General features: G+C 66.5%; 5 protein-coding genes and 1 pseudogene. 2 read left to right on the forward strand and 4 right to left on the reverse strand.

The annotated features are described in order from the left end of the window. Positions 1 to 123: 123 nt before the first annotated feature. Positions 124 to 1,029, reverse strand: coding sequence for an RNA polymerase sigma factor SigJ (gene sigJ, locus F6J84_RS09755; RefSeq protein WP_150973353.1), 906 nt, complete (start codon positions 1,027 to 1,029; stop codon positions 124 to 126). 111 nt (positions 1,030 to 1,140) lie between these two features. Here sigJ and F6J84_RS09760 point away from each other — a divergent pair, with 111 nt between their 5' ends. Continuing rightward, the gene (locus F6J84_RS09760) at positions 1,141 to 2,187 is read left to right on the forward strand and encodes an FAD-dependent oxidoreductase (protein ID WP_150973355.1); all 1,047 of its coding nucleotides are present in this window, start codon (positions 1,141 to 1,143) and stop codon (positions 2,185 to 2,187) included. 118 nt (positions 2,188 to 2,305) lie between these two features. On the opposite strand, the pseudogene F6J84_RS09765 reads toward F6J84_RS09760, so the two are convergent. Then, positions 2,306 to 2,485: pseudogene (locus F6J84_RS09765) on the reverse strand (alpha/beta fold hydrolase); the annotation flags it as partial. A 194-nt stretch (positions 2,486 to 2,679) separates the two neighbouring features. Between F6J84_RS09765 and F6J84_RS09770 the strand changes: the two are divergent. After that, complete coding sequence (locus F6J84_RS09770; protein WP_150973357.1) at positions 2,680 to 3,993, forward strand: hypothetical protein; 1,314 nt, start codon at positions 2,680 to 2,682, stop codon at positions 3,991 to 3,993. A gap of 234 nt (positions 3,994 to 4,227) precedes the next feature. On the opposite strand, the gene F6J84_RS09775 is transcribed toward F6J84_RS09770, so the two are convergent. Together F6J84_RS09775 and F6J84_RS09780 are read right to left on the reverse strand one after the other, a co-directional pair. Beyond that, positions 4,228 to 9,654, reverse strand: a complete 5,427-nt coding sequence (locus F6J84_RS09775; protein WP_150973359.1) for a DUF4011 domain-containing protein — start codon at positions 9,652 to 9,654, stop codon at positions 4,228 to 4,230. A 97-nt stretch (positions 9,655 to 9,751) separates the two neighbouring features. Continuing rightward, positions 9,752 to 13,153 carry a DEAD/DEAH box helicase family protein gene (locus tag F6J84_RS09780; RefSeq protein WP_150973361.1) on the reverse strand — a complete coding sequence of 1,134 codons (3,402 nt, stop codon included), beginning with the start codon at positions 13,151 to 13,153 and terminating at the stop codon, positions 9,752 to 9,754. Positions 13,154 to 13,329 lie beyond the last annotated feature (176 nt).

Here is a 13,329-nt window from a genome sequence, read left to right on the forward strand (position 1 = left end):
CAGCAGTGCGTCGGATGACACAAGCTCCGCCTCAGCCGACGCCGACGGATGGTGAGGACGCCCGAAGCCGAACGGTGAGCCGCCGAGCGGATGACGCCCCAGGGCGGCGTGCGGATCGCGACGCTAGGTGCGACGCTCGCTGAGCTGTTTCGGTTGCCATGCAGCGAGTTTGTCGGGGCTCATGGCGAAGTAGATGCCGCGGATCTTCCCCGAAGCGATGTGGAACGAGATGACGCCGAGCACGTCACGGCGTCCCTTCCGCTTGGTTCGAACGAGGGCGAATCCGGGGGCGTCGTTCACCACTGTGCGCTCGATCACCACGCCACGCATCGGGCGGCGCAGGATGCCGAGGAGGAAGGGCGCGACCTTCACAGCCCCGACCACCGGCTGGCGCGCGATGCCGATCCTGCCGTTTCCGTCGCTGATCGAGGTCACCTGCGGATCGAGCACCGCGATCAACCCGGCCAGGTCGCCGTGCTCGCATGCCTCCTGGAACGCATCCACGAGCCGTGAGTGCTCACCGGGATCCGAAGGACGGTATCGCCCGTCGTCGAGGTGTCTCCGCGCTGAGACCGCCGCTTGGCGCACCGCAGCGGGCGTGCGCCCGACGATTTCTGCGATCTCGGCATACGGCACCCCGAAGGCTTCGTGCAGCACGTAGGTGACGCGCTCCGCGGGGGTGAGCGATTCCAGCGCGACCAAGAGCGCCATACTCACCGAGTCGTCACGCGTGACGCGATCCAACGGTTCGACGCCCGACGTCGCATAAGCCGGGATCGGTTCGGGAAGCCACGGGCCGACGTATCGTTCCCGCCGCATCGGCGCAGAGCCGAGCAGGTTCAGACACAGGCGGGACGCGGCCGTGGTGAACCACGCGGCAGGGTTCTCGATCCGCTCACGCTCTACGGGGTCGAGCCGATACCAGCGTTCGAAGCTCTGCTGAACGATGTCCTCGGCATCGTTCCAGCTACCGAGCATGCGGTATGCGAGCCGCATCAACCGCACTCGTTCGCTTTCGACGTCGACCATTCCCGCCCTCGCCCCGCTCCGCCTGGATCTGCTCTCAACATAGGGCGAAGTACCTCACACATCGGCGCGGTGCTCGGTCATACCGGGTGTACACGAGCAGGAGGGGCATGCATGTCACACCACTATGACGCGATCATCATCGGCGGCGGATACTCCGGGATCACCGCCGCCAACCGGCTACCACGCGGCACTCGAGTCGCACTCATCGACCCGAAAGCAGACTTCATCCACCGGGTCAGACTGCACGAGTACGCGGCAGGCGGCGCCCCACGCATACGGATTCCGCTGCGCCGGATGCTGAAGCACGGCGCCGAGCACCACCGGAGCCTGGCCCAGCACGTCGAGCCCGGGCTGGTGCGCCTCGCCGACGGACACGAACTCCGCGCACGCCACATTCTGGTCACCACGGGCAGCCACGACGCAGCACCGGGCAGCATCGCCTCGTATGCCGCGGCAACCATGCAACGCGAGAGACTCGCTGAGGCCGCACCGGGCACCGATGTCGTCGTCCGCGGAGCCGGGCTGACCGGCATCGAATTCGCCGCCGAGCTCGCCTACCGTCGAGCAGACCTCACGGTGCATCTGCTCGGCCGCGCGCCCGTGGGTGACGGGCTGCCCGAGCGAGCACGCGACCATCTCCGGACCACGCTGGAACACCTGGGTGTGCATCTCGACAGCGAAGCGCCGGGAGACGCTCTGGCGGTGGATGCGACCGGCCTGCACGTCTCCCGCCTCGGCCGGGAATCCTCGCTCGCAGTCAGCGCACACGATCAGCTCCTCGTCGCACCAACCCTGGAAAGCGTGCCCGGTATCTGGGGCGCCGGGGATGCGGTGCGCGTGACGGGCATGCCCCATCTGCGTGCGAGCTGCGCCACCGCCATCCCGATGGGTGCACACGCCGCCGACAACATCGCCCGCGCACTCCGAAAGGAGCCACCCACCCCGTTCGATTTCGGATACGCCTTCCGATGCATCAGCCTCGGGCGGCGGCGGGGCATCATCCTCAGCGTCGACCCGCTGGACACGCCGACCGGCAGGTTCATGACAGGGCTTGCCGCCGCCTGGTTCAAATCAGCTGTCTGCGCATCGGTGCTCCAGGCGCCCACCACGTTCGCGCGCGCTTACCGTTGGCCGCACGCGCCCCGTGAGACAACCTGACGGCGAACGAGTGGGCAGGATTCCCGCTCGGCACACGGCGCAACTCCCCGGGAGACGGGGACGGGAGCGCGCTGCCCACGGGACGCGGTCCGGCAGCGTCCCGTGGGCTCGCAGCGCATCAGTTCCGGATGAAGGGCAGGAGCGCGGCGTTGACCTCCTCGGCGTGGGTCCACAGCATCCCGTGCGGGGCGCCGTCGATCTCGATGTACTCCGCGTCGGGAAGCAGCCCGTGGAAGGGGCGCGCGGTGGCGTCGATGGGAAGCGTGCGGTCGGCCGTGCCGTGCACGATCAGCACCGGCTTCCCGGAGGCGCGTACGGCGAGCGCAATCCTGGGCTAGTAGAAGCCTTCGCCGGATGGCATGCGAAGAGCGGCAAGGGTGACCGCAAGGACTTCACGAAGGGAGAGGTCAACGAGGCGATCCTGGTGCCGCTGTGGAACGTTCGCACCCGATAGCCTCAACGCAGCAGATCAGCGCGGCGAACGGGGCATACATGTCGGATAAGGACGAACCGCGCTATGAGATCGAAATCGTCAGCGATGGGGAAGGTCTCGCCGTCATCGGCGACCCGCTCGCAGTAGAGCGCTTCCTCTCCACCGCTGGTGTCGCGTCCCGAGAACTGAACCTTTCGCAGGCGCTCGGCAGCGCGCTCAACGTCGGCTCGGCGGCCGCCAAAGGCGGATCCGAAGTCGCCGCCAATGCCGGACGCTGGGTGAAACTCACCGAGGAGTCAGCCAAGGCGCTGAAGCTCGGCAATGCCATGAAAGGTTCGTCGGACAGCGTCAGCCGCGCAATCGTGACGACGAGCAAGGGCAAGATCACGAACATCCTGGAGTTCGTGAAGCCCGGCACCGTCGGCTCTGTGCTGACTAATCCGGCGATACTCGCCGGCGCCGCAGGCATCATGGCCCAGCTCGCCATGCAGCAGACGATGCAGGAAATCACGGACTACCTAGCCGTCATCGACGAGAAGGTCGACGACATCCTGCGAGCACAGAAGGACAGCGCGCTAGCCCGCATGATCGGGGTCGGCCTCGTCATCGACGACGCCATGCTCAAACGCGAGCACGTCGGCCGCGTGTCCGAAGTGACCTGGTCGAGCCTCCACGGTGCGGCCCAGACCATCGCTGAGACGCAGTCTTACGCACTCCGCCGCCTTGATGCGCTTGCCGAAAAGATGGAGAAGAAGTCACATGTAAGCGACCTCGCCAAGATCGCGAAGAACGCCGAAGATGAGGTTGAAGAGTGGCTCGCTGTGCTGGCTCGCTGCTTCCACCTTCAAGACGGTCTCGCCGTTCTGGAGCTGGACCGCGTCCTGGACTCCACCCCTGATGACCTTGACCGTCACCGCGAGGCGATCCAGGCGGGGCGCGCGAAGCGCCGCGACCTGATCTCGAAGAGCACCGAGCGGCTGCTCGCACGGATGGATGCTGCTGCCGCAATCGCGAACAACAAGGTCCTCTTCCATCCGCTCAAGCCGGGCGAGGTGGTGCGTTCCAGTAACGAGGTGGGCGCCGATGTGATGGTCTTCCAGGAGACTCTCGGCATCTCTGACAGCCGCGTGAACCTCGAGAAGAAGCGGTGGACCGTCGCTGCCGCCGAAGCGCGAGACACCGTACGTGCCACCGGGGCGGCTGGCATCCAAAACGCAGCAAAGCTCGGTGCGCGCGGGACAGCTGCCGTCGGGGCGCTCAGTACAGAGGCGGCCAGCAACGCGAAAAACGCAGCCGGCAAGGCCACGAAGAACATCGTGTCGAGGCTGCGTCGAGGCGATACGTCAAAGCAGGCGGGCACCGAGGAGGAGTGACGCTGCTTGACGAGCGCGCGTTCCAGTCGGCGCGCGAGGTCGACGCAATCGTCCCCGACGCCTTCACTTGTCCATGTCATCCGTCTTCGAACCGGCGGAGAGCTCCTGGAACCGTTCCAGGAGCTGCTCGATGAGCGCAGCATGCACCTGATCTATCTCGGGCAGGCCAAGGAGCACACCTTGGCGGGTAAACGGCGCAGGTGGACTCCGGCCGTGCACCGACCCACGACGGGGTCAGTCTCCCGCGGTGAGCCGCAACACTCCGCCGGTTTCAGTAATCGTCCCGTTCGAGAGGTTCTCCGCAACGACATGAGCAACGCGCGTGGTGAGATCAGGGGACGTGCGCAGCCAACCGAAGGCCCGTGACACGGACAGTGCGAGCTCCTCGCGGTTCGCGCCGACCTGGCTCTCGAGTACCTGCAGCACCGCGAGCCGGAACTCTGCGTCGGCAATTTCGGCGAGCGACCGCGGCCCGGCAAGGCGTACTTCCGTCACCTTGGTACGCGGCCGCTGCACGAAGTCACCGTCCAGCGTGACCGCGGCCGTCTCGATGGCGTCCATGATCGTGCGGATCGCGTGCTTGTTGATTCGGTCCATTCCGGCGTGGTCGCGGAGGCGCGCCTTGATCTGGTTGATGTGGACGGGGCCTTCGGCGTCAGCCATGGCCTGGATGAAGCTCGCGAGGTGTCGTGCGTTCGACCGCTCCGTCCAGTCGAGTGCCCTCAACTTGTACCCCGTGAGCGGGACGTAGTCCTTGATCCAGGCCTGACGGGCCTTGACGTCAAAGTCTTGAGCTTCCACCTCGATCATGGGCGATGCCGCACGGACAGGCTTCCGTCCGAGCCGCCCGGCGAATTCCTGGGCCTCCAGCTCTTCCAGGAGCTTGCGCAGCCGCTCTTCCTCGCGGTCACGGTTGCGATACCAGTCGGTGCCCCAGATATGGTGCAGGTTCCAGCCGAGCCCTTCCAGGATTTCGTGGCGAAGGCGGTCGCGGTCGCGCGCGGATCTTGACGAGTGGTACATGGCACCGTCGCACTCGACGCCGAGCATGAACACACCAGGCGCGTGCGGGTGCTTCACCCCGATGTCGATGCGGAACCCGGAGACCCCGACCTGCGGTTGCACGTCATACCCCCAGGAGCGAATGGCGCTGATCACTGCGTCCTCGAACGGCGAGTCCGTGCCAAGTCCCGCCGACCCCAGTTCGATAGCGAGCGCAAGCGGGCCACGCTCGGCATAGTCGAGATAACGGCGGAGATGGCGACCACCCGCGCTGGGGACATCGCCGATCTGCCCCGCGGTCATCGAGGAGACGACCTCGGTCAGTTCCTTAGCGCGCGTGATGGCGACGTTCAGACGGCGTTCGCCGCCCTTCTTGTTGATGGGACCGAAGTTGCGGAACACGGTACCGGTCTCATCCGGTCCGTATCCGACGGACATGATGATGACGTCACGCTCATCTCCTTGCACCTCTTCGAGGCTCTTCACGAAGATTCCGTCCAGACGGCTCTCCACGAACTTCTCATCGAGGTCGGGACGCTCGGCGCGCTTCATTACGAGAGCGTTGAGGATTGCATCACGCTGAGCGGTCGACATCGCGACAACACCGACGCTCCTGCCAGGTCGGGTGTCGAGATGGTGGATGACCCGGTCGGCGACGAACTGCGCCTCCTTAGGGTTGTCCTGGCCTTGGGAGCGCCGGTAGACGCCGTCGGCTTTGAGGAACTTCACGCCCGCGTCCGGAACATCGGCCAGAGCGCCGGGGAAGGTCACCAGGCGGTCCTCATAGAACGAGTTGTTGCTGTACGCGATGAGATGCTCGTGCCTGCTGCGGTAATGCCACCGCAGCCCAATGCTCGTGAAGGACCCGCTCGACTTCATCAAGTCGAGAAGCGACTCGTAGTCGTTGGCGAGATCCTCGTCCGCGTCGAGGTCGTCGTCCGACGATTGTGCGGCAGCGAAGAAAGATGTCGGCGGAAGCTGCTTCTGGTCGCCGGCGGCGATCACAGCACCGGCGCGATAAATGCAGTTGATCGCGTCGCCCGGCGGAACCTGGCTGGCTTCGTCGAAGATGACGACGTCGAACTGGATGTCCGCCGGGAGGTACTGCGACACGGCGAGCGGACTCATCATGAAGACCGGGTGGATCGCCTGGATGACGTCACGCGCATCGGCGATGAGTTCACGCACCGGCAGGTGACGCTTCTTCTTCTCCGCCTCACGGTGGACCAGCGTGGTCTGCCTCGAAGGCGTAGTGGGACGGCGGCGCACCGCGGCGGCTAGCACGTTCGCGGCCGCGTTGTCCACGAGAGCACGATCAAGCTCCCGGAAATTGGCAGCCATCGAATCACGTGGGAGCGGGATCCGGGACCGGAACCGGGGGTCTCGGGCCTCCGTCTCCGCCACCCAGGTCGACAGCGTGATCGCCTGGATATGGTCGGCGATCTCGGCAGCGTCAATGTCGGATCGGAGGAGCGCGTCGAGAGCATCGGCCAGGCCGAGGTCGCGCAGCCGCGCCTCGTGACTTCGCGCATCAGACAGGGCGTGCGCTCCGTCGATATCCGCCGCGAGATCCGCCAGCAGCGATTCCGCATCGTCCGGGTCGTTCAGCTCTGAAGCGTACGGATTACCTGTGAAGTGACGTCCAAATTTTTCGCGTGCGGCATCCCATCGGAGGCCGGCCCGCTCAAGCGCGTCGCTCGACACCGTAGCGTCCAGCGCGAGGAAACCACGCCGGTCGATACCTGAGGTCAATTTGTGGAGCGCAGCTGTCCATTCCAGCCGTTCATGTATGGTCGCCTTCCAATCTTCAGAGAGGGTCGCCCCTAGTCCAGGAAACGTGAGAGCGAGGTCAGCTAGCCGTGCATCGAACCGCCGCCACATGGCGTCGCTATCGTCGGCATCGTTCTGCAGGCGGGCGACATCAGCGAGCGACCGGGTTCCACCCGCGGCGAAGTGGTCTGTGGTGGTGAGCAGTGCATCGATCTCGGCCGTGGCACGTTCGGCGTCGCTGGTCAGTTCCGAGATCAAGCGACTCGGGTCGTCGAACGGTGTGGCCAGACGGGTCGACAGCACTTTGAAGTGTTCGAGCTTGTCGGTCAGGTCACGGATCGACCGCCGCGTTGCCTGCCAGCCGAACTCGCTGGCCTGCAAGGCCGCCAGTTTCGCGGTCCCCACATCACCTCTGCGGTCGAGCACGGTCCGGCAGCGCGCGAGGATGTCGCGGGCGCTGGCCCAGGCCACGTCGTCCACCGGAACGTAGCCGAGCAGGCGCTCCACAGTCGCAGACTCGGCCTCGATCTGCTCACGTGCGTGCTGCCAGTCGGAGGCGGTCGCGATGCTGCGGAACGCGACGCGCGGCTTCACTCGTGCATGCGGCGCGATCAACTTCGAATCGGGACCAGCCAGCCCGAAGACCTTCTGCAACGCGGAACGGCCTTCCCATCGCTCTTCGATGGGATCGATGTCGACCTTGCGGATGGAGGGATGGAACACCTCCGCCGCCGTCTGCGCCGCGGCGCGCTCCTTGTCCTGCGCGGCGGCGAGCGCGTCGAGTGCCGAGGCAAGCTCATCGAGTCCGTGTTTGGTGAGCCATGCCGACTGCAGGGCTGGTTCTCGGGCGATGACGTCGGCGAGGTCGCGGAGTGTGTCGATGTCGCCGAGGAAGCGAGGTTCGTGGAGACCGAGGTCACCGGCGACTTCGTTCGCGGTCTGCTGGAGGGCGGTGATCTCGGCGGACCATCGGGCGACGGCCGCGGATCGCTCCTTAGTCACAGATAGGGGCGCGTTCTCGTCGACGGGGAAGACGGCGCGCGTCTGACTGCTCAGCGGTTTCGGTCGCTCGAGTCCGACTTGGGTGCGCCACTGGGGACCGAGCTGACTAGTGAGACGCGCATGGGCGCCGAGGACGGCCTCGGAGTCGCGAAGGAGGTCTGTCAGTTTCGCGATTGAGTCGGCGGGGGCGGTGGCGACCCATGCTTCATCACGCCACTCCTGCTGCCCGGAGTGCCAGTGCTTGGCGACCGCGTCCAGCTTGCTCCAGGTGTCTGTGCCGTCCAGGCCGAGGTCGGCGCGTGCAGGGGCGACCGTGTCCATCGCGGTGACGAGCTCTTGGAGGGCGGTACGAGCCGATGCGACGTCGTATTCCAAGTCGGCGAGGACGTTGATGCCGCGCCACAGATGTTTGTCGCCCTGTACGAGGTGCGGCCATGCGGCACTGACGGCCGCGCTGAGGTCGACGATCTCGTCCCATTTGAGCGGATCCAGCGGGCCACCGTCCGTGCCGGCGCGGGGAAGTGCGTCGACGGCGGGGAGGCCGGCGAGCATGCCGAGGACCTCGTGGATCGTCCATTCGGCGGGTTCGCGACGTTCGTTCATCGCGGCGGCGTACCCAGTCAGCGTCTCGCGCAGCTCCTTGGCCCGCGCGGTGCCCTGCGAGGCGCTCGCGGTGACGATGCTCGGCTTCTCGCGGAGCGCCTGCCCGAGCGACTTGGCGACCTCCGCACGCGTGGCCTTGTGGCTGTGCAGTTCGAACAAGATTGGGCCGAGGCCGCGGCTGGAGAGGCGGTCACGAACGACATCAAGAGCGACAGCCTTCTCCGAGACGAACAGCACCTTCTTACCCGCACCGGCCAGCGTGGCGATGATGTTTGCAATCGTCTGGCTCTTTCCGGTGCCGGGAGGCCCGTCCAGGACGAAGCTCTTACCTTCCGCGGCGGCGGCGACCGCGACTCGTTGGGTCGAGTCAGCATCGAGGATGAGCGGCACCTGCTCAGGCGGGGCGATGGTGTCGATGTCGTCCGGTTCCGCAGGCGCGAAGACGAGTCGTTCGCGCGCCGCGTCAGTGCTGCCACCCAGCGCCTGCACGAGCGGGCTGGCAAGCACGCGTTCCTCGTTCGCTTCGAGGTCGCGGAACATGGCCTCCTTGGCGAACATGAACGCCGAGAGCACGCACAGCGGCTCAACCTTCCAGCCCTTCGGCATCGGCAATGCACTCACGACGCGTTCCACGGCGGCCATGCCGCCCTCGGCGATGAGCTGCTCAATCGCCGTCTGGTCTGGCAGGGTGACGCCCTCTTCACGGAGACGGATCTCAAGGGCCGGGTTTACGACGAGGTCCTCTTCCGATGGATACACCCGCTGCGGTTGCTTCGGCCCGGCGGCGCGCAGCTCCACAGGGAAGAACACCAGTGGGCTGACGCGCGCGTCACCGTTGGCTTCGTTCCAATGCAGCGATCCAAGCGCGAGATACAAGACGGACAGGCCCCGGTCGAGGAACTCACGGCTCGCCGTCGCCGCGAGGGTCTTCAACGCGCGATCCACATCGCGCTGCGTCTTGTTCACGAACAGGTGATCCGGGAAGGCGTCGTACGCAAAGTCCTCGATGACGTCGAGCGCCTGAGCTTCCAGGTCTTCCTCCCCGGCAGCCCCTTTCGCAGCGGCAGGATCGGCGGGCGGGACGAGCCCGACCACGGGAACGCCCTTGCCCTTCTCGACGACCGCGATCACCTCATCGGCCGTTGCCCGGGTGAACTCGAGAGTGGACGAGCGGGTGGGGCGGTAGTTGAGCAGGCGATTGCGTCCGGAGAGCAGGATGAGAGATTCTCGCCAGGCTTTGACCGCCGTCGCCAGCCGCTCATCTTCCTTGACCGTGTCAGCCATCGTGCTTAACTCCCTACCTGCGTGACACCACTGTTCCACGCCTCACTCGTGCTCGTCTTCGGGCGCGCAGACGAGGATGGATTACCGCGCCCGGCGCTCATGCACTTTCCGCTGTAATGGGAACAGCAGAGTCCGAGATGGCCCGGATGCGTTCGATCAGATCGGTCACCTGCGCGTCGGTGAACAGCTCATCGGGGCCCTCTGCGGCGAGGCCCGTGAACGGATCCTCGTACAGCCGACGCGGGTCGAGCACACCGGCGATGGTGAGCTGCTCGACGATCAGGTCGACGAAGTGGTGCTGACGCTGGGTGAAGCCCGGCGCGGCGACGAAGTCGGCGAGGGCGGCCTCGGCGGCGGACCGATCGAGGCCCACGATGGAGCGGATGAGCCGGCCGAGGCCGCCGGCGTCGGTCGATGCGCTGTGCAGCTGCGCGGCATCCACTCCCCCGGCTTCAACGAGGATTTGTTCGAGCTGTTCCAGGTCGACGGCGGTGAGCTCACGTCCGGTGCGGAGCTTGCGCAGCGCGAGGTTGTCGGCGTGGGCGTCGAGGAACCCGAGTACTTTCTGTCGGAAGGCCCGCCGGTCCAGTCCCGGAACGACACGCGAGAGGGTGACGTCGCGAACACCGTCGAGAGTGTCCTCGAAGTTGGTGTAGACGATGGCCTGCCGGTCACGATCGATGAGCCGCACGAGATCGCGCAGTCGCACACGCACGCGTTCGAGCAGTGCGACGCTCGTCCCCTCCCACCATGCCGGGTCGGCGATGGCGTCGAGGAGAGCAGCCTGCGCGGCCACGGCAGGGATGCTCCGCCGGTCGCCGAGCGCCTGCGCGATAGCGATCACCCGGGAGGCGACAGCCGCCGGAACGGCACCACCCTCCGCGAGAGCCACCTGCGCGTCAAGGAGGAGTGCGTCGAAGCGCTTCGCGGCTTCGTCGGGGTCCTGCTCGGCGGCGGTGGGGAGACCGGCGAGCGCAGCCGCCGCGTCGAGGTCGTCCATGGTGAGGGTGTCCCAGGCCGGTGCCGTGCCGAAGCGTTCGACGGCACGCAGGTGCTTGCGGACGAGGAAGTTGTCGCGGTTCATGCCGCCGACGCCGCGGTACAGTCGCCCGGCCACCGCGGCGCGCAGGGCTTCGGTGTCGGCGTCGTGCGCGTCCACAGCGCCTGCGTTCAGCGCGGCGAGCAGCCGAGCGCGCAACAGGAAGGTGCGTTCCGAAAGCGACAGGGAACGCGGGATGGATGCCTCGGGGAGCTCCTCGTTGAAGAAGTCGATGTTGCCGCACACGTCGAAGATGACGAAGTCGCGCTTGTCGTCGCCGGGCCCGTACAGGTCGGGGCGCAAGCGGGTGCCGCGCCCGACCATCTGCCAGAACTTCGTGTGCGAGTGCATCGGCTTGAAGAACACGAGGTTCACGACGTCGGGGATGTCGATGCCGGTGTCGAGCATGTCGACGGAGATGGCGATCTGCGGGCTCTTCCCCGGCGTGGAGAAATCGTCGATGAGCGTCTGCGCGTACGGCCCCGCCGCGTACGTGATCACGCGCGCGAGCCGGCCGCGCTGCTCGGGGAAGTTCGCGTCGAACCGTTCCTCGATGAACTCGGCGTGCCTCTGGTTCTTGGCGAAGACAATCGTCTTGCCGAGCACGTCGCCGCCTCCCACACGGCGGCCTTCGGAGACGAGCACCTCGAGCACCTTGTCGACGGTGTCTTCGTTGAACAGCCACCGGTTCATCGCCGCCGCATCGATGGCGTCGGGAACCTCGCCGTCCTGCCACTCCATCTCGTCCCACCGCTCGCGTTCGGCGTCGGACAGATCGGCATAGTGGATGCCGCGTTTCATGAACCCGAGATCGATCGGGCGCGCCACGGGTGGCACGAGGTAGCCGCCCGCGATCGCGTCATCGAGTTCGAACGCGTCGGTCGGCACGCCGTCGTCGAGCTCGAAGAGCCGGTAGGTGTTGTGGTCGACATCGGCGCGAGGCGTCGCCGTGAGCCCGACAACCAGGGCGTCGAAGTAGTCGAAGATCTCGCCGTACCGGTTGTAGATCGACCGGTGCGCCTCGTCGACGACGATCAGATCGAAGTATCCGGGGCCGAAACGGCGCAGCGCGTCTTGGCCGGCGTCGATGAGGCCCATCACTGTCTGGTAGGTCGAGACGAAGACGCGTCCCTCGCTGTCGCGGTCGGTGACGAGGTTCACCGGAGCACTGTCGGGAAGGTGGGCCTTGAAAGCGCCGACCGCCTGGTTGACGAGCGCCGTACGGTCGGCGAGGAACAGCACCCGCTTGACCCAGTTCGCCTTCTGAAGCACGTCGACGAGGGCGATGACGGTGCGCGTCTTGCCGGTACCGGTCGCCATCACGAGCAGCGCGCGGCGTCGCTGGTTCTCGAAGGCTTCGGTGACGGCGCGGATGGCACGCAGCTGGTACGGACGCTCCACGATCGTGCGGTCGATCGTCGCCGCGGCGAGCGGCTTGAGGGACTGCCGCCGCTGAATCGCGAGCGCGAGCTGGTCCTTGGTCATGTAGCCCGCAACCCGACGCGGCGGGTACCGACGGTCGTCCCACAGCCAGGTCTCGTAGCCGTTCGTGAAGTAGACCAGCGGGCGCTGGCCGAAGTCGCGTTCGAGCGCGTCGGCGTAGATCTCTGCCTGCAGGCGGCCCTGCTTCGCGCTCTTCGTCGTGCGTTTGGCCTCGACGACGGCGAGCGGCTTGCCGTCGTCGCCCCACAGCACGTAGTCGACCTTGCCGCCGCCGGAGGGGCTGGGGATGCCGTGCACCGGCCATTCGCGATCGCGCGGTTCGGTGAGTGCCCATCCTGCTTCGTTCAGGTGCAGGTCGATGAGGTCGCGACGGGTCTCGGCCTCGGTGGCCAGCGTCGGGTCGGGGATGTCGAGCTCGGCGTTCGCTTTCGCCTTCTCCGTCTTCGTTGCTTCGGCGGCGGTCCTCAGTTCTTCGAGCTCGTGCTTCAGCGCGTCATTACGTTCCCGCTCTTCAGCGAGGGCTCGGCGCGCGTCCTCGAATTCGGTCTGGGCGCGCTCGAGTTCGGCGCGGGTGTGGCGGATCACGGTGGCCGGGGCGGGAGGAACCAGAGCGAAATCGAAGGGAGCGGGGTTGCCGGCGCCGGGGTCGCCGTAGCAGTGGTCGAGCCAGCGGCAGATCGTGTGAAGCTGCTCGAGCGAGCCCCGCGCGCGCCCCAGCGGCATCTCCTCTTCTTTGTGGACCGCGTCGTTGCCGACGCGCCGTACGATCTGCAGGCTGCCCTCGACGTTCGCACCGACCGCCTGGCGGAAGGGCTGCTGCGCCGTCAGATTCGCGAAGGAGCTGTCGTAGGGGCGGGGCAGTGCTTCCGCGGCGTAGATCCACTCGGTGAATATCTCGCCGGCGCGCCGCGAATAGGTGGCCGACGCGCGCGGGTCGCTGCGCAGGTACGACTCGGCGCGGGATGCGGCCTCGAACACTTTCGGCCAGCGATCCCTGACGAAGTCGAAGTTCCCCACGAACGGCCCCCCGCGGCAGGTTCGGCCCTGCCTGCCGCCATGCTAGCGAAGAGCGTCGGCTCCACCACATTTGACTTGCTCGGCCACGGAATGCCGCAATGTCGGAGGTCTGGTGTGTCCTGATCTACTGGCCATCGGCCGGTGGCGCACACCTGGGGGTTTGCGCCTCGCACGAC

The sequence above is a fragment of the Microbacterium caowuchunii genome (assembly GCF_008727755.1).
In the GTDB taxonomy this organism is placed as follows: domain Bacteria; phylum Actinomycetota; class Actinomycetes; order Actinomycetales; family Microbacteriaceae; genus Microbacterium; species Microbacterium caowuchunii.